The 22484-nt window shown below is 70.4% G+C and carries 19 protein-coding genes and 1 pseudogene; 12 read left to right on the top strand and 8 right to left on the bottom strand.

What is annotated here, in order from left to right:
• Nucleotide 1: 1 nt before the first annotated feature.
• From ACNAVT_RS30335 to ACNAVT_RS30325, 3 genes are all read left to right on the top strand, one after another.
• Nucleotides 2-838 carry a carbohydrate ABC transporter permease gene (locus ACNAVT_RS30335; protein WP_416301255.1) on the top strand — a complete coding sequence of 279 codons (837 nt, stop codon included), beginning with the start codon at nt 2-4 and terminating at the stop codon, nt 836-838.
• 9 nt (nt 839-847) lie between these two features.
• A complete protein-coding gene (locus ACNAVT_RS30330) occupies nt 848-2056 on the top strand; it encodes an ABC transporter ATP-binding protein (RefSeq protein ID WP_416301253.1) in 1209 nt (402 codons plus the stop codon).
• A 241-nt stretch (nt 2057-2297) separates the two neighbouring features.
• Entirely contained in the window at nt 2298-3245 is a 948-nt protein-coding gene (locus ACNAVT_RS30325; RefSeq protein WP_416301251.1) for an RICIN domain-containing protein, read from the top strand.
• A gap of 80 nt (nt 3246-3325) precedes the next feature.
• Here ACNAVT_RS30325 and ACNAVT_RS30320 read toward each other — a convergent pair whose 3' ends face one another.
• The 5 genes from ACNAVT_RS30320 to ACNAVT_RS30300 form a co-directional block, all read right to left on the bottom strand.
• A complete protein-coding gene (locus ACNAVT_RS30320; protein WP_416301249.1) occupies nt 3326-5452 on the bottom strand; it encodes a xanthine dehydrogenase family protein molybdopterin-binding subunit in 2127 nt (708 codons plus the stop codon).
• A complete protein-coding gene (locus tag ACNAVT_RS30315; RefSeq protein WP_416301247.1) occupies nt 5449-6435 on the bottom strand; it encodes an FAD binding domain-containing protein in 987 nt (328 codons plus the stop codon). Before ACNAVT_RS30315 ends, ACNAVT_RS30320 begins: the two co-directional genes overlap by 4 nt.
• Entirely contained in the window at nt 6432-6980 is a 549-nt protein-coding gene (locus ACNAVT_RS30310) for a 2Fe-2S iron-sulfur cluster-binding protein (RefSeq protein WP_416301245.1), read from the bottom strand. Before ACNAVT_RS30310 ends, ACNAVT_RS30315 begins: the two co-directional genes overlap by 4 nt.
• 58 nt (nt 6981-7038) lie before the next feature.
• The gene (locus tag ACNAVT_RS30305; protein WP_416301243.1) at nt 7039-8142 is read right to left on the bottom strand and encodes a winged helix DNA-binding domain-containing protein; all 1104 of its coding nucleotides are present in this window, start codon (nt 8140-8142) and stop codon (nt 7039-7041) included.
• Between the two features lie 110 nt (nt 8143-8252).
• The gene (locus tag ACNAVT_RS30300; RefSeq protein WP_416301241.1) at nt 8253-8972 is read right to left on the bottom strand and encodes a PRC and DUF2382 domain-containing protein; all 720 of its coding nucleotides are present in this window, start codon (nt 8970-8972) and stop codon (nt 8253-8255) included.
• Nucleotides 8973-9358: 386 nt separating this feature from the next.
• Between ACNAVT_RS30300 and wrbA the strand changes: the two genes are divergently transcribed.
• Nucleotides 9359-9976 carry an NAD(P)H:quinone oxidoreductase gene (wrbA, locus tag ACNAVT_RS30295; protein ID WP_416301240.1) on the top strand — a complete coding sequence of 206 codons (618 nt, stop codon included), beginning with the start codon at nt 9359-9361 and terminating at the stop codon, nt 9974-9976.
• 69 nt (nt 9977-10045) lie between these two features.
• Here the strand turns inward: wrbA and ACNAVT_RS30290 are convergent, their stop codons facing one another.
• Entirely contained in the window at nt 10046-11965 is a 1920-nt protein-coding gene (locus tag ACNAVT_RS30290) for a chorismate-binding protein (RefSeq protein WP_416301238.1), read from the bottom strand.
• 387 nt (nt 11966-12352) lie between these two features.
• Between ACNAVT_RS30290 and ACNAVT_RS30285 the strand changes: the two genes are divergently transcribed.
• From ACNAVT_RS30285 to ACNAVT_RS30265, 5 genes are read left to right on the top strand one after another with little or no spacing between them, the layout of a single operon-like run.
• Nucleotides 12353-13384 (top strand): LacI family DNA-binding transcriptional regulator, encoded by a 1032-nt coding sequence (locus ACNAVT_RS30285; protein ID WP_416301236.1) that lies wholly within the window; start codon nt 12353-12355, stop codon nt 13382-13384.
• Nucleotides 13385-13428: 44 nt separating this feature from the next.
• Complete coding sequence (locus ACNAVT_RS30280) at nt 13429-14694, top strand: sugar ABC transporter substrate-binding protein (RefSeq protein ID WP_416301234.1); 1266 nt, start codon at nt 13429-13431, stop codon at nt 14692-14694.
• A gap of 1 nt (nt 14695) precedes the next feature.
• Nucleotides 14696-15658 (top strand): carbohydrate ABC transporter permease, encoded by a 963-nt coding sequence (locus ACNAVT_RS30275; RefSeq protein WP_416301232.1) that lies wholly within the window; start codon nt 14696-14698, stop codon nt 15656-15658.
• Between the two features lie 2 nt (nt 15659-15660).
• A complete protein-coding gene (locus ACNAVT_RS30270; protein WP_416301231.1) occupies nt 15661-16509 on the top strand; it encodes a carbohydrate ABC transporter permease in 849 nt (282 codons plus the stop codon).
• 29 nt (nt 16510-16538) lie between these two features.
• A complete protein-coding gene (locus tag ACNAVT_RS30265; RefSeq protein WP_416301229.1) occupies nt 16539-18083 on the top strand; it encodes a glucoamylase family protein in 1545 nt (514 codons plus the stop codon).
• A 364-nt stretch (nt 18084-18447) separates the two neighbouring features.
• Here ACNAVT_RS30265 and ACNAVT_RS30260 read toward each other — a convergent pair whose 3' ends face one another.
• Nucleotides 18448-19032: a cupin domain-containing protein gene (locus ACNAVT_RS30260; protein WP_416301228.1), complete on the bottom strand. Its 585-nt coding sequence runs from the start codon at nt 19030-19032 to the stop codon at nt 18448-18450.
• A 191-nt stretch (nt 19033-19223) separates the two neighbouring features.
• On the opposite strand from ACNAVT_RS30260, the gene ACNAVT_RS30255 reads away from it, so the two are divergent.
• Nucleotides 19224-20246, top strand: a complete 1023-nt coding sequence (locus ACNAVT_RS30255; protein ID WP_416301227.1) for a hypothetical protein — start codon at nt 19224-19226, stop codon at nt 20244-20246.
• Between the two features lie 181 nt (nt 20247-20427).
• Here ACNAVT_RS30255 and ACNAVT_RS30250 read toward each other — a convergent pair whose 3' ends face one another.
• Nucleotides 20428-21162 (bottom strand): NAD(P)-dependent oxidoreductase, encoded by a 735-nt coding sequence (locus tag ACNAVT_RS30250; protein WP_416301226.1) that lies wholly within the window; start codon nt 21160-21162, stop codon nt 20428-20430.
• Between the two features lie 104 nt (nt 21163-21266).
• Between ACNAVT_RS30250 and ACNAVT_RS30245 the strand changes: the two genes are divergently transcribed.
• On the top strand, nt 21267-21938 hold the full coding sequence (locus ACNAVT_RS30245) for a TetR/AcrR family transcriptional regulator (protein WP_416301225.1): 672 nt from the start codon (nt 21267-21269) through the stop codon (nt 21936-21938).
• Nucleotides 21939-22340: 402 nt separating this feature from the next.
• Nucleotides 22341-22484 (top strand): annotated as a pseudogene (locus tag ACNAVT_RS30240) (uridylate kinase); the annotation flags it as partial.

Here is a 22484-nt window from a genome sequence, read left to right as displayed (position 1 = left end):
CATGACCACCCGAACCACTGGGCGGGCGAAGCTGCGCTGGGGCCTGCTGGACGTCATCGTCGTCGTCTTCGCGCTGGTCCCGGTGCTCTGGATCGCCTCGCTGTCGTTCAAGACCCCGGCCACGCTCACCGACGGGAAATTCGTCCCCCGGGAGTGGACGCTGGACAACTACCGGACGATCTTCGACACCGACCAGTTCGTCCGGGCCCTGGTCAACTCGATCGGTATCGCGCTGATCGCCACGCTGATCGCGGTGGTGCTCGGCGCGATGGCCGCCTACGCGATCTCCCGGCTGGACTTCCCCGGCAAGCGGCTGCTGGTCGGGGTGTCCCTGCTGATCGCGATGTTCCCGCAGGTGTCCCTGGTCTCGCCGCTGTTCGAGATCGAGCGGCAGCTCGGCCTCTTCGACACCTGGCCGGGCCTGATCCTGCCGTACATCACCTTCGCCCTGCCGCTGGCGATCTACACGCTGTCGGCGTTCTTCAAGCAGATCCCGTGGGACCTGGAGAAGGCCGCGAAGATGGACGGCGCCACCCAGGGCCAGGCGTTCCGGCGGGTCATCGCCCCGTTGGCCGCGCCGGGGCTGTTCACCACGGCCATCCTGGTGTTCATCTTCTGCTGGAACGACTTCCTCTTCGCGATCTCGCTGACCTCCACCGAGCGGTCCCGCACGGTGCCGGCCGCGCTGTCGTTCTTCACCGGCGCGTCGCAGTTCGAGGACCCCACCGGGGCGATCTGCGCCGCCGCCGTGGTGATCACCGTTCCGATCATCCTCTTCGTCCTCTTCTTCCAGCGCCGCATCGTCTCCGGCCTGACCTCCGGCGCCGTCAAGGGATAGGTGATAGTCGTGGCTGACATCGTGCTCGACAAGGTGAGCAAGCGGTTCCCGGACGGGACCGTGGCGGTGCGGGACGTCGACCTGGAGATCGCCGACGGCGAGTTCGTCATCCTCGTCGGCCCCTCCGGCTGCGGGAAGTCCACCACTCTCAACATGATCGCCGGGCTGGAGGACATCAGCTCCGGTGAGCTGCGCATCGCGGGGGAGCGGGTCAACGACCGTGCGCCCCGGGACCGGGACATCGCCATGGTGTTCCAGTCGTACGCGCTCTACCCGAACATGACCGTGCGGGAGAACATGGCCTTCCCGCTGCGGCTGGCGAAACTCGACAAGGAGACCATCGACCAGAAGGTGGAGGAGGCGGCAAAGGTTCTGGAGTTGACCCCGCTGCTGGACCGCAAGCCGGCCAACCTCTCCGGCGGGCAACGGCAGCGGGTGGCGATGGGTCGGGCGATCGTCCGCCAGCCCAAGGCGTTTCTGATGGACGAGCCGCTGTCCAACCTGGACGCCAAGCTGCGGGTGCAGATGCGCACCGTGGTGTCCCGGCTGCAGAAGCAGCTCGGCACCACCACCGTCTACGTCACGCACGACCAGACCGAGGCGATGACGCTCGGTGACCGTGTGGTGATCATGCGGGGTGGGGCGGTGCAGCAGGTCGGCGCGCCGCAGGAGCTCTACGACCACCCGCGCAACCTCTTCGTCGCCGGCTTCATCGGCTCACCGTCGATGAACTTCCTGCACGCCGCCGTCGAGGAGGGTCACCTGCGGACCGCCCTCGGTGACGTGCCGATCGGCGACCGGGTACGCCGGCAGCTCTCGACGGGCGACGCGTCGCGCGAGCTGATCCTGGGTGTGCGCCCGGAGCACTTCGAGGACGCCGCGCTGGTCGACGACGAGACCCGCCGCCGGGGTATGGAGTTCGAGGCGCCGGTCGACATCGTCGAGTCGATGGGTTCGGACAAGTACGTCTATTTCACGGTCGAGGGGGAGCGGGCCAGCGCCGCCGAGCTGGAGGAGCTGGCCGCGGACGCGGGCGCTGTCGACTTCACCGGCGCGGGCGCGAGCCTGGTCACCCGGCTGTCGGCCGAGTCGCCGGTGCGTGAGGGCGAGCGGCGGCGGGTCTGGTTCAACCTGGAGAAGATCCACCTGTTCGACCCGGCCACCGGGCGGAATCTGACCCTGCACGAGGGGCGGGCGGCCGGCGCGCTCGCCGACTGAGCGACGCGAACCGTGGGGGCCGGTGGCACACGCCACCGGCCCCTCAGCGTGCCGACAGGCGGTCCAGGAAAGCTATATCAAGGCATTTACATGTGTCATAGTGATGGTGACCGTTCGCATCCGGAGCGCGAAGTGGACAGTTTCCTAGTGGATAAGCCCTCGTCCTTGGGAGGCATGTGTGCGATCCGATCCCCTGAGCAGAAGATCCCCGTGGTGGCGGAGCGTCGGCCGGATTCGGCCGGTGCGACTGTTGGCCGTGGTGCTGGCCACCGTATTGATGGCTCCGCCAGGTGCGGCCTCGGCCTCGGCCGACCGCACCGCCGGGCAGGCGCCGGCATCGCTCAACGCGGGTGCGGCCACGGGCGACACGATGGGCGTGACTGCCTCCGCCGCCGCCACGGTCTGCGCCAAGGTGGCCGCCAAGGCCGGCTTCTCCTACACCGAGAACATCAGCACCTCCGCGGGCAACGTCCGGAAGATCGTGGTCGCCGTGGCGGTCGCCATGGCCGAGTCGAGCTGCAACCCGTCGGCGAAGGGCCAGAACCCCGGCTCGATCGACCGGGGCCTGTGGCAGATCAACAACTATTGGCACTCCGAGGTCAGTGACGCCTGCGCCTACCAGGTCCAGTGCAACGCCAACGCGGCATGGAACATCTCCAGCCACGGCAGCAACTGGACCCCGTGGTCGACGTACAACAACGGGGCGTGGAGGAACTACCTGGACACGGCGCGAGACGCCATCAGCGGCTTCTCGTTCCAGCTGAAGAGCCGGGGCGCCGGCACCTGCCTGGACGCCATCTCGTCCGACGTACGCAACGGCGGCAGGATCGCCCAGTGGACCTGCAACAGCAGCGACAGCTACCAGCAGTGGCGTGTGGTGGTCGGCGCGAACAACTACAACCCGGTGCTCCAGAACGTCGGTACCGGCACGTGCCTGGACGCCAACGCATCGGACATCCGCAACGGCGGCGCGATCTTCCAGTGGGCCTGCAACACCACCGGCGATGCCTTCCAGCGGTGGTGGTTCTCGGGCAGCGGGCAGCTCAACACCAACGGCGACGCCAACGCCGGACTGCACAACGCCGGTGCCGGGACGTGCCTGGACGCCAAGGCATCGGACGCCGGCCAGAACGGGAGCATCATCCAGTGGGCCTGCTCCGGCAGCGACACCTTCCAGTTGTGGAACTGACCCTGTGACAACGGGCCCCGCGGGCTGAACTGCCCGCGGGGCCACCAGCAGCCTCCAGCTGGGATCAGCGGCAGACCGAGTCAGCGGGCGTGGCCGGCCGGGGCGGAGTCGACGCCGGGCAGCCGGTCCAGCAGCTTGTCCAGCCGGACGGGCAGGTCGCGGATCCGGATGCCGGTGGCGTGGTGGACGGCGTTGTTGACGGCAGCGGCGCTGCCCACGATGCCGATCTCGCCGATCCCCTTCACCCCGGCCGGGTTCAGCTCGGCGTCCTCCTCCGGCAGCCAGTACGCCTCGATCCGCTCGACGTCGGCGCAGGCGCTGATGTGGTAGGTGGCGAGGTCGTGGTTGACCCAGTCGCCGTACCGCTCGTCGAGCAGGCCCTCCTCGTGCAGGGCCATCGACAGGCCCATGGTCATGCCGCCGATGAACTGGCTGCGGGCGGTGGTCGGGTTCACCACCCGACCGGCGGCGAAGACGCCGAGCATCCGGTTGACCCGGATCTCGCCGGTGTCGGCGTCCACCCGTACCTCGACGAAGTGGGCGCCGTACGCGTGCCGGGGCCGGGCCGGCTGCGCCCGGATCTCGTCGGCGGTGCTCACCTCGACGGTCAGGCCGTCGGCCGGCACCGCCCCGTCGGGAGACTCCCGGATCCGGTGGCGCAGGCCCTCGCAGGCTCGGATGACCGCCCAGCTCCAGGAGGCGGTCCCCATCGAGCCCCCGGCAACGCCGGCCGGGGGGAGTGCGCTGTCGCCGATCCGGATCGCCACCCGGTCGTCGGGCACCGCCAGGGCGTCCGCGGCCACCTGCCACAGGGCGGTCCGGGCGCCGGTGCCGATGTCGGTGGCGTTGATCCGTACCTCGAAGGTGCCGTCCGGCGCGGCGGTGACCGCCGCCGCGGCGGCCCGGGACCGCGCCGGGTAGCTGGCCCCGGCGACCCCGGTCCCCACCAGCCACCGCCCGTCGCGCCGGATTCCGGGCGTCGGGTCCCGGTCGGCCCAGCCGAACCGGCGGGCCCCCTCGCGGAGGCAGGCGACCAGGTTCCGGCTGCTGAACGGCTGCCCCTGCTCCGGGTCGACCGCGGTGTCGTTGCGGATCCGCAGTTCGACCGGGTCGAGGCCGCACGCCGTCGCCAGCTCGTCCATCGCGGACTCCAGCGCGTACGCGCCCGGGCACTCGCCCGGGGCGCGCATCCAGAACGGGGTCGGCACGTCCAGCTGCACCAGCCGATGCGTGGTCCGCCGGTGGCGGCCCGCGTACATGCTGCGGGTGTAGACGGCGGTCTGTTCGGCGAACTCGTGGATCGTCGAGGTCTGGCTGATCGCGTCGTGGCAGATCGCGGTGATCGTGCCGTCGGTGTCGGCGCCGAGGCGGACCCGCTGGATGGTCGGGGTGCGGTAGCCGATCGGGCCGAAGAGCTGCTGTCGGGTCAGGGCGAGCCGGACCGGCCGGCCCACCTGCCGGGCGGCGAGCGCGGCGAGCACCACGGGCGCCTTGGCGGCCCCCTTGCTGCCGAAGCCGCCGCCGACGTGTTCGGAGATCACCCGGACCGCCTCGTCGGGCAGCCCGAACAACCCGGCGAGGGTGGCCTGGACCGGGGTTGAGCCCTGGTTGGAGTCGTGCACCAGCAGCCGGCCGTCCTGCCAGCGGGCGGTGGTGGCGTGCGGTTCCATCGGGTTGTTGTGGTAGGCCGGGGTGCGGTAGGTGGCGTCCACGCGGATCTCCGCGGCGGCGAAGCCCGCGTCGAAGTCCCCGTCGGCGGTGTCGGTCGGGTAGCCCGGGTTGACCTTGTCCGGCCGGTACAGGCCCGGATGGTGTTCGGTGAGGACGGTGCTGTGCGGCTCGGTGTCGTAGTCGATCCGGACCAGCCGGGCCCCCTCCCGCGCCGCCTCCAGCGTCCGCGCCACCACGACCGCCACCGGTTCGCCGCGGTAGTGCACCGCCGGGTCCTGCAGCAGGAACAGGGTGGCGTCCACGCCGTGCACCAGCCGCGGCGCGTGGCCGTGGTGCAGCACGTCGAGCACCCCGGGCGTCGCCAGCGCCGCGGCCGGGTCGATCCGGGTGATCCGGCCACGGGTCGCGGTCGCCGCCACCGTCCAGCCGTACGTCACGTCGTCGGTCGGGTATTCGACGGCGTACCGGGCATCACCGGTCACCTTGTCCCGGCCCTCCAGCCGGGCGTGCTCCCGACCCACTGCCGACGCGGTCACGGCTGCCCCGCCAGCTCCGCCAGTGCCCGGACGGTGAGGTTGCGGATCAGCGGCACCTTGAAGGCGTTGTGCCGCAACGGCCGAGCGGCGTCGAGTTCGACGTCCGCCGCCTGGGCGGCCAGGTCGGGGGAGAAGGTCCGTCCGCGCAGCGTCTCCTCCGCCCGGTACGCGCGCCACGGCCGGTGCGCCACCGCGCCGTACGCGATGCGGACGTCCCGGACCACGTCCCCGGCCAGGTCCAGCGCGGCGGCCACCGAACCGGCCGCGAAGGCGAACGACGCCCGGTCGCGTGCCTTGTGGTACGTCGAGCGACGGGCGAGCGGTGACGCCGGCACGCGCACCGCGGTGATCAGCGCGCCCCGAGGCAGGGTGGTCTCCTGCTCGGGCCGGTCGCCGGGTATCCGGTGCAGCTCGGCGAGGGGGATCTGCCGTGGGCCGTTCCGGTCGTGCACCTCGACCACGGCGTCCAGCGCGGCCAGGGCGACCGCCATGTCGGACGGGTGGGTGGCCACGCAGTGCTCCGACCACCCGAGGACGGCCAGGTCCCGGTTCTGTCCGTGCAGCGCCGCGCAGCCGGTGCCGGGTTCCCGCTTGTTGCACGCCTTCGACACGTCCTGGAAGTAGGGGCAGCGGGTGCGTTGCAGCAGGTTTCCGCCCGTGGTGGCCATGTTCCGCAGCTGGCCGGAGGCGGCGGCGAGCAGCGCCCGGGCGAGCACCGGGTATTCCCGCCGGATGACGGGGTGGGCGGCGAGGTCGCTGTTGCGGACGGTCGCGCCGATCCGCACTCCGCCGTCGGGCAGGGCCTCCACGGTGTCCAGCGGCAGTCGGGTCACGTCGACCAGCAGGCCCGGCCGTTGCACGCCGAGCTTCATCAGGTCCACCAGGTTGGTGCCGCCGGCCAGGTACGCCGCGTCGGGCTCGCGGTCGAGGAGGGCGACGGCCTCGGCGACGTCGGTGGGCCGGTGGTAGCGGAACGGTCTCATCGGGCGGCCGCCTCGCGGACCGCGGCCACGATGTTCGGGTACGCCGCGCAGCGGCACAGGTTCCCGCTCATCCGTTCGCGTATCTCCGGGTCGGTGAGCTGCACCGGCGCCGCCAGGTCCCAGGTGACCGCGCTCGGCCAGTCCCGGGCCACCTCGTCGAGCAGGGCCGTGGCCGAGCAGAGCTGCCCGGGGGTGCAGTAGCCGCACTGGAAGGCGTCGTGGGCGATGAAGGCGGCCTGCAGCGGCGAGAGGTCGCCCGCCCCGGCGAGCCCTTCCACGGTGACCACGGTGCGGGCGCCCAGGGTCACGGCCAGGATCAGGCAGCTCTTCACCCGCCGGTCGTCGAGCAGCACGGTGCACGAGCCGCACTGGCCGTGGTCGCAGCCCTTCTTGCTGCCGGTCAGGCCGAGCTGTTCCCGCAGCGCGTCCAGCAGCGTGGTGCGGTTGTCCAGCGTCAGGTCGTGGTCGACGCCGTTGATGGTGAGGGCGACGCGGGACGAGCAGTCGTCACCCGCCGGTTCTCCGCTCTCCTGCCCGCTGCGCACCGCGCCAGCCTACCGTCGAGCGCGACATCTCCTGACAAATATGGGCAGAAGTGGGCCGTCACCAGGAATGACGAAGAGGCCGGCCGAGGTAGCGGGCGTAGTCGGTCAGGGCGGACTCGACGCGGGACCGCAGCGCGGCGTCGAACGGGGTCAGCTGCTGCACGGTCACCGCGACCGAGGTCTTGCCGATCGTCCGCTTCCAGGTGCCGACCACCCGGCCGCCGCGCACCACCGTCGACTGGAAGACGCCGTTGCCGCCCGGGACGACCGCTGCGGCGTGCGCCGGATCGAGCATCAGCGTGCGGTCCTTGAAGCCGAGCAGGTATTCGTCGAAGCCGGGCAGCGTGTGCACGTCGTCGACCGGCTCGCGGGGCGCGTCCAGCAGGGCGGCGGCGACCACCGCCTCGGCGCCGTCGACCTCGACGGGGGTGAGGGCGTCGGCGGCCACCGCGATGCCCCGCTTCGCGTCGGTGACGGTCAGGCCGGTCCACCGGGCCAGGTCGTGCCGGGTGACCGGACCGTGGCTGCGCACGAAGCGCAGGGCGAGCAGGCCGAGCGCCTCGTCACGGTCGGGGCGGTGCGGGTCGGGCACCCACTCGTCCAGCAGGACGAACGTCTGCTCGATGCCGACGTGCGGGGCGATGCAGGTGACGCCGCGCTGGCTGGCGTACCAGAGGAGGTGGTAGCCCCGCTGCCCGGCGGTGTCGATGCCGGCCGCGCCGAGCGCGGCCAGGCACTGTGCGCGGGTGAGGCGCCGGCCGCCGGCGAGCGCGGCACCCAGCACGTCGGCGGCCCGGTCGGCGTCGGCCTCGGTGAGCCCGAGCTGGGCGCGGCGGGTGGCGGCGCCGGCCAGCGTCCGGATGCCCGTCACCGCGAGCATCCAGTGGGCGTCGCGGGAGGGCACCAGGTGGACGGTGCCCCGCATCGGCCAGGTGCGCAGTGCCTCCCGCCGCTCCAGTGCCGCCTGCACGTCAGCCTGGGTGCGCCCCGGCAGGCGCACGCCGAGCGACCACAGTCCGCTCGCCACGTCCTGGGCCTGCATGGCGCCGAACCACTCGACGACCTCGGCCACGCTGTCGGGGCGTGCCTGCGGGTGTGGGCGCAGCAGCAGGCTGGTCATCCGTAGTGCCAGGGCCTCGGCGCCGGTGAGCCGTACGGGCACGGCTGGCCTCCCGTCGATGGTGGAGGGCCAGCATAGGCGGGCGCACCGACGTTTCCGCCGGCCACGACCGGGCGGGCGGGTCGCTGCCCGCCCGCCAGGGATGCCGTGGGTCAGTCGGTCCGGCGCGCCTGCTCCGGCACGTCCGTGTCGACCAGTTCCCGGCGGACCTGCGCGTTGACCGGCCGCCGCTCGATGACCTCGTGGCTGCTCAGCCGGACCCGCTCGACCGGGACCCGTTCCTTGACCGCCACCGGGTGCTCGGCGTACAGCACCAGCTCGCCCGGCTCCTCCCCGATCCCGGGGACGTCAGCGCGGTCGGTGATCGGCTCGCGCTCGACGGTCACCTCGTCGTGCGCGACCGGGACGGTGGTGTGCACGTTCTCGGTCACCACGCGCTTGCGTAGCCGCGCCGTGCCGACCGGCTCCCGCTGGGTGCCGACCCGCAGTCGTTCCTCGTAGCGGGTCACCTCCGACGGGCCGGCCGGCTGCCCCGGCTGCCGGACCGTGCCCTGCCCCGACAGCTGGTAGTGCCGGTAGAGCAGGGTGAGCTGGTCCACGCCCAGCGGCTGGTCCGTGCCGCTCTCCACGGCGGGGGCGCCGCGGACGGTCGCCTTGTCGTACGGCACCCGCAGCCGGCCCTCCTGCAACCGGGCGTCGTGCAGCGGGGCCATCGACTCGTGGCGGCCCGGGAGGCCGGTCTGCACGCTGACCCAGGTGGGCTCGCCGGCGGCGTCGGCCCAGACCTGGCCCACGCTGCCGATCCTGGCGCCCGAGCGGTCCTGGACGTCCTGCCCGTACAGCGACCGGATCTGCTGTTCGGTCAGTCGCATGGGTTCGTCCTTCCTCTCACGGGTCACCGAGAGGATCCCCGCCGGGGCGGACGGCATGCCGGGGAAGTCGGACGAATAGGAGGAGTAGGAGCACAAACCCCTGATCGCGCTACGTCAGCCGCGCTGCCGACGGAGCGCGATCCCCCGTTTCAGGTACCCCCCGGGGCGGGCGGCGAGGTCCGCCTATACCGGGTGCGTCCAGGATCCCTGGTGTCCGGTTTCCGGGCCGTGGTCTGGCCGGTAACTTGCGCAAATCTTGAGCCCCCACAGCTGATCGATCGTGGCGAGGCGGGCGGCGCCTGCCACGGCCCGTCGGCGTCGGTGTTTGCCGCCGCAAGCAACGGGTAGCCGCCGAAGCTGACCCGACACTGAGGGGGAAACGTCTGATGGATGGCCAGGTCAAGGTCGCGGTGATCTACTACAGCGCGACCGGCATCACGTACCAGATGGCGCAGGCGGCGTGCGAGGCCGCAGGGGAGGCCGGTGCCGAGGTACGCCTGCGCAAGGTGCGTGAACTGGCACCCGACGAGGCGATCCGCTCCAACTCGGGCTGGGAGGCGCACCGCCTGGAGACCCAGGACGTGCCGGAGGCCCAGCCGGACGACCTGACCTGGGCCGACGTGGTGATCTTCGGTTCGCCCACCCGCTACGGCATGATCGCCGCGCAGCTCAAGCAGTTCATCGACACCACCGGCCCGCTATGGGCCCAAGGCCTCCTGGCCAACAAGGTCTACAGCGGTTTCACCTCGACGGCCACCTCGCACGGCGGCCAGGAGGCGACACTGCTCTCGCTGTTCACGGTCGTCTACCACTGGGGCGGCGTGGTGGTGACCCCCGGCTACACCGACCCCAGCCAGTTCGTCGCCGGCAACCCGTACGGTGCCTCGCACACCAGCAACAACGGCGAGATCGCCCCGGACCACATGGCCCTGGCGGCCACCGCGCTGACCGCCAAGCGGGCGGTGCAGATGGGCGGTGCGCTGAAGCGAGGCCTGGCCGGCTGAACAGCGCGGGTGGCGACCGGTGGCCGGACGAGGGCTCTCGACCCGCCCGGACCACCGGTCGTCCTCGCCCTACCCGCGATCGGCCGGTCCATGCCCGGTCAGCGCGGGATGGGCGAGCAGGTGCCCGAGCAGGTCCGCGAGCACGGCCATGCCGTCGCGGCTGAGCACTGATTCCGGGTGGAACTGCACGCCGGCGAAGGCCGACCCGCGCAGCGCGTGCACCGCACCGTCGGCCGGGTCGCGGGACAGCTCCACCGGGCCGTACGCGGTGGCGACCCGGTCCGCCTGGGCGTGGGCGGTGAAGCTGGAGTAGAAGCCGACCCGGCGGGTCGCGCCGAACACCGACACGTCCCGCTGCAGGCCCTGATAGGGCGCGTCCCGGCGGTGCAGCGGCAGCCCGAGCAGCCCGGCGAGCAGCTGGTGGCCGAGGCAGACCGCGAGGGTCGGTCGGCCACCGGCCAGCAGCTCGCCCAGCAGCGCCCGCATCGTCGCCATCTTCGGCTCGGCCAGGTCGTTCGGGTCGCCCGGTCCCGGACCGACCACCACCAGGTCGTACCCGTCGATCGGGCCGGGGTGCCGCCAGTCGCGGCGCGCCACTGTCAGGCCGAGCGCGCGGAGCTGGTGGGCGAGCATCCCGGTGAAGGTGTCCTCACCGTCCACGATCAGCGCCCGGCGGCCGGTCAGCCCGGGCAGCGCGGTGGTGCCCGGAGCGCGCTGGTCCAGCCAGAACCGGGCCAGCGGCGCGTTGCGGGCGGCGAGGGCGGCGCGTACGTGCGGGTCGTCGGCCAGCCGGACCGCGGGGCGGGGGCCGGGCTCCGGTGCGTCCGGGCCGAGGCCGAGCGCGGCGAGCACCCCGGCCGCCTTCGCGTGCGTCTCCGCCACCTCGCCTGCGGTGGTGGAGTGCCGGACCAGGGTCGCCCCGACCGGCACCCGCAGCTCGCCGGTGGGGGACAACTCGGCGGTCCGGATCAGGATCGGCGCGTTGAGGGTCTGCCGGCCCGCGGCGTCCCGGCCGAGCAGGGCGAGCACCCCGGCGTAGTAGCGGCGGCCGGTGCGTTCGTGCCGGGCGATCACGCGGCACGCGTTCTCCATCGGGCTGCCGGTGACGGTGGGGGCGAACATGGTCTCCCGCAGCACCTCCCGCACGTCCAGCGAGCCCTGCCCGGCGAGCAGGTACTCGGTGTGCGCCAGGTGCGCCATCTCCTTCAGGTAGGGCCCGACCACCTGGCCGCCGTGCTCGGCGACGGTGGCCATCATCTTCAGCTCCTCGTCGAGCACCATGTACAGCTCCTCGACCTCCTTCGGATCGTGGAGGAAGCGCAGCAGCGCGTCCCGGTCCGCCGCCGCGCCGGTGTGCCGGAAGGTGCCGCTGATCGGGTTCATCATGACCAGCCCGTCGTCGACGCTGACGTGCCGTTCCGGGCTGGCCCCGACCAAGATCCGGGTGCCGGTGTGCACCACGAACGTCCAGTACGCGCCCCGCTCGCGCAGCAGCAGCCGGCGCAGCGCGGCCAGGGCAGCCACCAGGGGTTCGCCCTGCACGGTGGCCCGCAGGGTGCGGTGGATGACGAAGTTCGCCCCCTCGCCGTGGCCGATCTCCTCGGCGAGGACCCGCTCGACCGTCGCCGCGTACTCGGTGTCGGAGATGTCGAACGCCGCGTCCCGGGTGAGCACGGGCGCGTCGGGCAGGGCGGCCACCACCTCGGCGAGGGGGATCCGTCGGTGTCGCTCGACCACCAGGCATTCCAGCGGCGTGCCGTCGTCGACGCAGGAGAACCCGCGCTCGGTGATCTGCCGGAACGGGACCAGGGCCAGGGTGCGCGGCCCGGGGCCGCCGTCGGGCAGCGGGATGTCGGCGAGCCGCTCGGCGGTGCGTACCGTGCCGGTGAACAGGTCGAGGTGGTCGGCGCCTTCGCGGCGGACGAGCGCGAACGGGCCGGGGTCGACTCCTGCGGCGACGGCGGCGAGCGGGTCGTGCGGGCTGGTCATCGGGTCTCCTCGGTGGGCCGGTGGCCGCCGGCGGGGGCGGCCCGGGGATGCCGGGGGAGACCGGCGGCCGCCTCGTCGGGCGGCCGCGTGGGGAAGCTACGCGCGGGGGTGGGCCGCCAGGTCGGCGGGCCACCAGCAGGACAGGTGCGCGGTCATGGTGATCACTGTACGCGACCTCGCGGCCCCGGGGAACCTGATCGTCCGGCACAGGGTGACGGACTTGCCGAACGGGTCCCCGGTACGGCGTGAGAGATGAGGGCTTCTGACATATGGGGCAGAGCTGCTCGTGTAGGAGATTGTGGATTCGACACTTGTGAACTTCGTCCCGGCTGCTTATGGTCGCCTGAAACCGGTTACTGCGACCGGGCGGTACGGATCGAGGTAGCGATGGGCAACAGCCGGATGACGGTTCGCGAGATCGCCAAGCTCGCCGGCGTCTCCGTGGCCACCGTCTCCCGGGTCTCCAACGGCACCGGACAGGTCTCCGAGGAGATGCGCCGCCGGGTGCTGGAGGCGATCGAGAAGCACGGATACCGCCCCGACCACCTCGGTCGGGCCCTGGCCGCCGGCCGGCACGGCGCCCTCGGCCTGGTCTTCCCCGGCCTGTCCGGCCCCTACTTCACCGAGCTGATCCAGGGCTTCGAGTCCGAGGCGGTGCCGTCCCGGGCCAGCGTGCACATCCTCTGCACGCACCTGCGCTCCGACTCCGACGACCAGGTGCTGGAGATGGGCCGCCGGGTGGACGGCGTCGCCGTCATCGGCGGCACCATCTCCGACGAGGCGCTGCTCCGGCTCGCCACGATGGTCCCGGTGGTGGTGGTCGCCGGCGAGGGACCTGGCGACATCCCCTCGGTGCGCGCCGACAACGCCGGCAGCATGCTGGCGCTCACCCGACACCTGCTCGCCGACCACGATTTGCGCGATCTGGTCTTCGTCGGCAACCCGGAGGGCTCGCCCGACGTCAGTGACCGCTGGGCCGCCTTCCGGCGGGCACACCACGACCTCGGCATCGAGCCGCCCGCCGAGCCGGTCGCCGTCAGCATGCAGCAGGCCGACGGGGTGCTCGCCGCCGACCAGTTGCTGTGCGGCGACACACCCCGGCCCGGCGGGGTGGTCTGCGCCAACGACGAGATCGCCCTCGGCGTGCTGGTCGGCGCGCTCGGCCGGGGCCTGCGGGTGCCGCAGGATCTGATCATCACCGGCTTCGACGACATGCCGGCCGCCGCTCTCGTCAACCCCGCCCTGACCACCGTCCGGCAACCCGTACGCGAGCTCACCGCCGAGGCGGCCCGGCTGATCCTGCGTGCCGCCGAACGGCCCGGCAACACCCCCGCGGGCAGTCTCGTGCTGCCCACCGAACTCGTCCTGCGCCGCAGTTGCGGTTGCCCGGCGCCCCCGACTGCGGCTACCGGCAGGTGAACAGCCCACACCCCTCGGAACCACCAACCCCCTGGAGGTACGACATGAGAAGTAGGCGGTTAGCCGCCGCGGCCACGGTCGTCCTGGCCGCGTCGGTCGCGTTGGCCGGTTGTGGCCGTGACTCGGGTGGCGGCCAGGAAGAGGCGAAGTCCGTCGGCGCGGGCAAGGCGAGCGGGGACATCACCGTCTGGGCGATGGGCACCGAAGGTGAGAAGCTCGCCGAGTTCGCCAAGGAGTTCTCCACCGAGAACCCCGACGCCAAGGTCTCCGTGACGGCGGTGCCCTGGGACGCGGCGCACCAGAAGATCGCGAGCGCCATCGCCGCGAAGCAGACGCCGGACGTGTCGATGATCGGCACCACCTGGCAGGGCGAGTTCGCCAAGACCGGCGCGCTCGACCCGACCCCAGAGCTGATCAAGAAGGACGACTTCTTCCCCGGCGCCTGGGACACCACGATCGTCGACAACACCTCGTACGGCGTCCCGTGGTACGTCGAGACCCGGCTGATCTACTACCGCAAGGACATGGCCGCCAAGGCCGGGTTCCCGGACGGCCCGAAGACGTGGGACGACCTCAAGGCCATGGCCAAGGGCATGAAGGAGAAGGCCGGCGCCAAGTGGGGCCTCAACCTCCAGCCCGGCAAGACCGGCAGCTGGCAGTCGGTCCTGCCGTTCGCCTGGTCCAACGGCGCCGACGTGGCCAGCGCGACCAAGCTGAGCTTCGACACCCCGGAGATGACCGAGGCGCTCGGCTACTACCAGTCCTTCTTCAAGGAGGGCCTGTCCCCGACCGCGCTGCCGGAAGGCTCGCTCGAGCCCGGCTTCGTCAAGGGTGAGATCGGTGCGTTCATCTCCGGCCCGTGGCACATGGGCATCGTCGAGGAGCAGGGCGGCGCCGGCTTCAAGGACAAGTACGCGGTCGCGCAGATGCCGATGAAGAAGTCATCGACCTCGTTCATCGGCGGCAGCAATCTCGCGGTCTTCAAGGACGCCAAGAACCGTGACGGCGCCTGGAAGTTCGTGCAGTGGCTGAGCAAGCCCGAGGTGCAGGTCAAGTGGTACCAGGCCGTCAAGGACCTGCCCGCCGTGCAGTCGTCCTGGAACGACTCGACACTCGCCGGCGACACGTTCCTGGCCGCGTTCGGCCAGCAGCTCAAGAGCGCCAAGGCGCCGCCGGCGATCACGACCTGGGAGCAGATCGCGGCCGAGTTCGACCTCGAGGTCGAGAAGCTGTGCAAGCAGAACGCGGACCCGGCCGCGACGGCGAAGGCGATCCAGGAGAAGGCGGGCGCCATCGGGACCGGGAGCTGACATGGCCGGCGCCTCCGCGGCGACGGCACCGGCGCGACCGGTCGGGGCGACCAGCCCCGGCCGGCACGCCGGGTCGGTCCGGCGGCGTCAACGCCTGCGGCGGGCGCTGACCGGCTGGGCCTTCTCCGCGCCCTTCACCGTGTTGTTCCTCGTGTTCATGGCGCTGCCGGTGGTGGTCTCGCTGGTCATGAGCTTCACCGACCTGCGCTCGACCGACCTGCGTAACCCGCTGGCCGTCAACGTGGTCGGCATCGACAACTACACCCGCCTGTTCTCCGATCAGCTGTTCCTGCGGTCGTCGGTCAACACTCTCGTGTTCGTGGTCGTCGGGGTGCCGCTGACGATGGTGCTGGCGCTGGCCGCCGCGACGGCGCTCAACTCCGGGCTCGTACGCTTCCGCGCGCTGTTCCGGGTCGGCTTCTATCTGCCGGTCGTGGCCAGCATCGTGGCGCTCGCGGTGGTCTGGCGCTTCCTGCTCGACCCGGAGGTCGGGCTGGTCAACAACCTGTTGCGACTGGTCGGGATCGACGGGCCGAGTTGGCTGTACGACAGCAAGCTCGCGCTGCCGTCGCTGATCGTCATGGCGGCGTGGCGCAACTTCGGCTTCCTGATGGTGATCTTCCTGGCTGGGCTCCAGGCGGTGCCGGCCGACCTCTACGAGGCGGCGACGCTCGACGGCGCGACGCGGTGGCAGCAGTTCCGCAACGTCACCCTGCCGATGCTCCGGCCGACGCTGCTCTTCGGCGGGGTGGTCACCGGCATCGGCTATCTCCAGTTCTTCGAGGAGCCGCTCGTCATGACGCAGGGCGGCCCGCTGTCCTCGACGCTGTCGGTCTCGTTCCACATCTACAACCAGTTCGGCTTCGGCAACTACGGCTACGCGGCCGCTGCCAGCTATGTGCTCTTCCTGGCGATCGTGGCGCTGTCGGTCGTGCAGTTCCGCCTGCTGGGTGAGAGGAACTGACGATGGCCACGATGAACACCGCTCCGCGCACCCGTGACCGGGTCGCGAAGACCGTGCTCTACGCCGTCCTGGTCCTCGGACTGCTCGCCGTGGCCGGACCATTCGTCTGGATGGCGATCTCGTCGCTCAAGCCGGAGCGGGAGATCCGCGACGTGCCGCCGACCTGGTGGCCCGAGACGGTCACGCTCGACAACTTCCGGGGGCTGTTCTCCCGGCTCGACTTTCCGCTCTACTTCTTCAACTCGGCGCTGGTCGCGGCCCTGGTCATGGTCGGCAACCTGCTGTTCTGCTCGCTCGTCGGGTACGCGCTGGCCAAGCTGCGCTACCCCGGCAAGCGGGCGCTCTTCCTGGCCGTGCTCGGCATGCTCATGGTGCCCGGCATGGTGACCTTCGTCCCGCAGTTCGTGCTGGTCAGCAACATGGGCCTGACCAACACGTACGCCGGCCTGATCCTGCCGTTCCTCGTCGGACCGTTCGGCGTCTTCCTCATGCGGCAGTTCCTCCAGTCGATCCCCGACGAGCTCATCGAGGCGGCCCGGGTCGACGGCGCCGGCGAGTTCCGGATCTTCTGGCGGGTGGTGCTGCCACTGTGCCGGCCGGCACTGGCCGCCCTCGGGATCCTCACGTTCCTCGCGTCCTGGAACAACTTCCTGTGGCCCCTGGTGGTCGCCACCACGGAGGACAAGTACACGTTGCCGGTCGCCCTCGCGCTCTACAGCGTCGGCGAGAACGAACGCAACTACGGCCTGCTCCTCGCCGGCGCGGTCGTGGTCGTGCTCCCGGTGCTCGTCGTGTTCGTGCTCCTCCAGCGGCACTTCCTGCGCGGCATCGCGACCACCGGAATCAAGTGACCCGTCCCCGGAACCAGACAAGGAGACCCATGCGACGCCTTCTCGCACCGCTCCTCGCGCTGGCGCTCATGCTGACAGGCGGCTCGGCCGCCGTCGCGGCACCCGACGAGCGCGGCACCGACCGGACCCTGCTCCGCTATGCCAAGGACACGTGGCGGTCGATGACCGCGATGACCGACCCCGGCACCGGCCTGGTCGCCGACAACATCACCGGCGACCTCGCCGCCGCCGGCCGCGCCACCTACACGTCCCCCACCAACATCGGCGGCTACATGTGGTCGGCGGTGGTCGCCCAAAAGCTCGGCATCATCTCGCGTACGGAAGCCCGCGAACGGATCGCCCAGACCCTCGACACGCTCGCCCGGCTCAAGCACCACACCGCGTCGGGCATGTACTACAACTGGTACGACCCGCGGGACGGCTCGGTCGTCACGGTCTGGCCCGACAACGGCAGCACCGTCTACCCGTTCCTGTCCAGCGTGGACAACGGCTGGCTCGCGGCCGCGCTCAACGTGGTCAAGGGCGCCGTGCCGGAGCTGCGGGGCAAGGCCGACGCGATCCTGCGGAAGATGAACTTCGGCTTCTACTACAACCCGGCGGCGGCGACCCCGTTCGGGGCCAGCGGCCTGATCGCCGGCGGCTTCTGGGACGCGCCACCCCCGGGGTGCTCGCGGCAGCGCGACGGCGTCTGGTTCACCTGCAACCACTACGACATCACGGTCACCGAACCGCGTATTGCGACGTACCTCGGCATCGCGATGGGCCAGATTCCGCCGAAGGCCTACTACAACACGATGCGCACCCTGCCGGCCACCTGCGACTGGAGCTGGCACGAGATGCAGCCGGTCGGCTTCGACACCACCTACGAGGGCGTTCCGGTGTACGAGGGCGCGTACCGGTACCGCGGCATCCAGTTCGTACCCAGCTGGGGCGGCGACATGTTCGAGGCGCTGATGCCCGACCTGTTCGTGCCCGAGGCGAGGTGGGCGCCCAACAGCTGGGGTCGCAACCATCCCGCGACGGTCGCCGGCCAGATCGAACACGGAATGAATGACGCTGGGTACGGATACTGGGGCTTCTCCCCGGCCAGCGATCCGGCCGGCGGCTACATGGCCTGGGGCGTCGACGCGATGGGCATGGACACCGACGGCTACCCGTCCGACATGGAGCGCTCGAAGTATGACGCGGGGTTCGGCGACTGCCGCCCGGCCGGCCCGGACCCCGACTACGGCGACGGCGTGGTGACTCCGCACGCGGCGTTCCTCGCTCTCCCGTACGCCAAGGCAGCGGTCGTCGACAACCTCACCCGGCTCGAGGCCAACTTCGACTCGTACGGCCCCGGCGGCTTCTACGACGCGATCGCGGTCGGCAGCGGCACCGTGGCCAAGCGCCACCTCTCGCTCGACCAGGCCATGATCATGGGTGCGCTCGGCAACGAACTCGCCAACGACCTCATCCGCCGCGCGTTCGTCTCGCCGGAGTTCGAACGTCGGATCCGGCCGCTGATAGCACAGGAGACGCTCAACGTGCCGGCCAACCAGGACCTCCCGCAGCTGCGCCGGGCCGCTTCGTGACGATGAGCGACATCGTGACGCAGGCGCAGGCCCGTTGGGTCGCGTTGCGGCAGTCGCGCGTCGACAAGGACCAACCGTGGCGGGTCGGTGACGGGCGGCGAGTGGTGGCCGTCGGACGACCAGTGCGCGACGCTGGCGGTCAAGGACCGGCACATCAGGGCGGCGCCGCCGGAGCTGGCTCATCCCGTTGATAACGGAAGTAGGGCCCTCGGCCGAACGACTGAGGGCCCTACTCCGGTGAGATCCTGCTCAGCGCCTGCAAGGCCGGTCGAGAACCTGGTGATCGCACGAGACACGCCATGAACCTCGCCGGACAAGTCGGCTGGAAGAACAGCGCGCCGGCCTGGGCCCGGGGCCGCGCCGGTCAGGCCAGCCAGAGGTTGTCGTGTTCACGGTAGAACGCGGTGCGTTCTTCCTCGCTCATCTGCGCAACCCGGACCAGCCCTTCGAAGTAGCCCTCACGGGGTGCACCCGGCGAGAAGTGCAGCAGCATTGACACCGGCGCTCCGGACTCGTTTTTGAACCCGTGGACACCGCCCGCCGGGACGTGCACGTAATCCCCGGGTTCGGCATCGATCCAACGCCTGCCGTCATAGATTCGCATCGTGCCGGACAAAATGTAGAAGGACTCCGTGATCGACCGGTGGAAGTGCGGGTCCGGCCCCGTCACGTCGGGGCCGCACTCCCATCGGTACAGGCCGAACAGGCCGCCGGTCGAAGTGCCGGTGGACAGATAGTGCACCCGCGTGCCGTTCGGATAGACGAGCTCCGGAGCGGTACCGTCCGGTCGGTAGGTTGCGCTGATCTCGCCCTCTTTGCCGTGGTACAGCCGAGGAGGATAGGTCATGCGCACATCATGCACGCCAAGGCAGGACTGCGCTTGCCGGCAGACGTCGCCGGGCGGCGTTTCGCCGGCCAGACCGGCCGGTCGCAGTCGTGGCTCGGGCACGCCTTGTCGCCGGATCCTGAAAAACTGACCCCCTGGGGTATCGCGGAACCGTAGGGGTCAATTTCGACGAGTGTTGACAAGCCCTGTATTTCGACTCGGTGCTGGACGTAGTCGTTTGACGTGCGAGCATTCTGCACTGTCCGGGAAATGTGGTCTCAGACCTGCCGATCACAGGTGGAAGGAGGGTGTCGATGGCTGCCGAGGACGTGGCGTGGTACCAACGGCTTCTCGACGCGCAGCCGGATCTGGTCGACTTCCCCTGGTGCTGGACGGTCGTCCAGCCATTGACCAAGCCAATCACCGTGGCGGAGGTCGCACGGCGGCTCGGCGGGGACCCGGCCAACATTGAGGAGCTTGCCGGGTGGGACTTCGAGGAACCTGAGGGTACGTTGCACCTGCACCAGGTGGGGCCTGCCGTGGTCATGTGCCAAACGGGGGGTTGGGAAGGCGTCCGGGACGAGGCCCTGCGGTGGTTATCCGATGGCGTCTCGGTGCATAGCTCGTGGTGGAGCGATGCCAACGGACGCAGTTTCCTGTGTTACGCCGCCTTCGGCCTGGTACTGACGCGACTGGAGAACCTCGACGACAACCAGCCCGGCGGCGAGCAGCCCACGGCTCTCGACGAGGATCGTGCTCCACTGCGCGACGATCTGGGCTACCCAGCCCAGCTGGCCTTTGTCGAGCGGCGCACCGGCATCCGGTTGGACCCCGCCTGGTTGGACCAGCCCCACGCCACGGTGGTCATACGCACGCCGATCCCGGACGACCCGCGCCCGCCGGGCATATTCGGCTCGGCGGATCCGGACATGGCGGCCATGTTGCTGCTCGCCGACGAGTCCACACAGCGCGACGCGCTGCGGTGGGTGCTCGACTTACTCACCGATGAGCAGGATCTGCGCAGTGAGCCGGTGGTCCGCACCGTGCTCGCCGCGTTGGCGCAGGACTGGCCGACTGGCGAGGACCTATCACATGAGGTGGACGCGCTGCGCTTCCGGCTGACGCAAGAGCTCAACGCCAGCCCGGGAGAGTCGCCTGAGCGCTGGCGGCACTACTACCGCATGCGCGCTGCTGAAGCGTTCGCGGCGACGGTAACCGGCTCCCGTGGCCGGTCGTGCCCACCGGACACGTTGTGGTACGCCCAACAGGCGTTTCAACAGCGGTGGCCAACCATCCGCGCCGAACTGTGGCGGCGGGCACGGCGTCAACGCCGGTAGGGCGGCGGCTTCGAGGAAATACAGCAGGCCATCGATAATGGCATCATCCGCAGCTGCGGAGATGGCGGCGAGTCCAGTGCGCTGTGCCCACCAGCCTGGGGCCGCGGATTCGTGGACATGCCTCCATCTGGCTTCCCGGCGAGGCCCATCCGTGACTGCAGGGCGGACGCGAGCCGGACGCTCACGCCGGTCCGTCGGCGTGGGCGAGGGCCGATGGGGTCAGCCGGCCGACGATGGCCGGGGCCTCGTGGACGAGGGCGTCGTTCTCCACCGCCTCGACCATGAAACGGGCGTAGTCCACGCGACGGGTCAGGTTGCTCGCGAGGACAGGGTCGCCTACGTGCCGGCTCCACACCGGCAGGCCCTGGCTCTCGCCCTCCTCCAGGTCGCTGCCTCGCACGACCGTCCAGCTGGTGTCACTGGCGAAGATCCTGCGGCACGCCTCCACCTGGTCGTCCACGTCCACGACACGGGCAAGCTTCGCCAGCCGCCCGAACACGGCCGCGTACATCTTGAACTTCCGGGTGTACACGTCCTTCCCGTCGCGGGTGATGTGCCAGCCGCAGGAGAAGATCAAACGGGCGCCTGGACGTGCGTGGTCGAGCACAGCCTGGGCCGTACCGGAGGCATACTGCTTCACCCCCCACGGCACCAGCACCGTGAGTACGGCGTCACATCCGTTCACCGCCCGTGCGATGACCGTATGGTCGTCGGTCGCTCCGGGGATCACCCTGATCCGTCCCTCGAACTCAGCGAGCTTGTATACGCTCTGCTCCCGGCACACGCCCACGATCTCGTACCCGCGGTCCAACGCGTGCTGCAACATGTAGCGCCCGAGTTTCCCGGACGCGCCGACAATGCACACCCTCTTGCCGGTGCCCGGCTTCCTGACCCCGTCCAAACCGATCGATTCCACGACCCTCTCCTCAGCTCGCCACCGCCGCTATCCTTACGCCGTAAGGTGCAACCTTGCGGTGTAAGGTTGTCAAGCCGTCCAATCCGCTCAGACAGGAGGACCTCGTGGCCACGGAGCCAGCCGACACGCCTCGCCGCACCTCACTCAGCAAGCAGATGGTGCTTCGCGAAGCGGTCGCGCTGGCGGACGAGGCCGGCACCGGTGCGCCGAGCATGCGCAGGCTCGCCGAGCGCCTCGGCGTCGAGGCCATGTCGCTCTACCACCACTTCCGCAACAAGGACATGATCCTCGACGGCATGCTCGACCTCGTCTTCGGCGAGATCGAACTCCCGTCCGACGTCGACTGGCGAACCGCGATGCGACGGCGGGCAGTCTCGATGCGCGGCACACTGATCCGCCACCCGTGGGCGATAGGCCTGATGGACTCGCGGACAAACCCGGGCCACGCGACGCTGCGCCACCACAACGCGGTCATCGGCTGTCTACGGTCAGGAGGCTTCTCGATCGCTGGCGCGGCACACGCGTTCTCCGTGCTGGACAGCTACATCTACGGGTACACGCTCCAGGAGCTCAGCCTGCCCTTCAAATCATCCGTCGACCTCGAGGACGTGGCGGGCTCGATCCTGAAACAGATGCCCCGCGACGAATTCCCGCACCTCACCGAGATGATCCTCGACCGCGCCCTGAAACCTGGTTACGCGTACACCGAGGAGTTCGACATCGGACTCGACCTGATCCTCGACGGACTGCAGCGACAGCGCGAAAGCTGGCCGTAACCTGTCAGCAAACGAACCGGGGCACAGCCGGGCACATCTGGAGGATGACTGCGGCGTGATCGCGAGCAGACGTCCTACCCAACAAGGCGACGTAACGCGGTCGGCGCACTCAATTCGGCAGTTCAGGATGCCCGCTCGACTCAGAGGCCAGCTACCGGCAGTGGCCGCTCGCGATCAACCAGCAGGCGCGGACGGCGACAGATGAGGATGTCGTCCGGACCGCGTCCTGCTGCCCTTTGATCCGTGTATGCCGGTCGACGCGAGACGGCCGATAATTGTTCGGTCATGGCTGAGGATCAACTGAGCGCGGTTCGGCGCAGACTTCCAGAAGGAACGCGGGTCCAGGAAACGGTCATCGGGTTTCCTGCGGGTGTCGGCCGAGCAGGTAGGACGGGGCAGGACATGGACCGAGGCACCCGCGACGAGATGCTCGGCCGCCTGGCTGAGGCAGTCGGGTCCATCACAGTCACACATCCGACGCGGGTTGCCATCGACGGACCGCCCGCCGCAGGCAAGACCACGCTCGCCGACGAGCTGGCCGTCGTC

This window comes from Micromonospora sp. SL4-19 (assembly GCF_047921475.1).
Lineage (GTDB): Bacteria > Actinomycetota > Actinomycetes > Mycobacteriales > Micromonosporaceae > Micromonospora.
The sequence above is the reverse complement of the archived record's forward strand: the minus strand, read 5'-3'. Positions and strand labels throughout refer to the sequence as shown.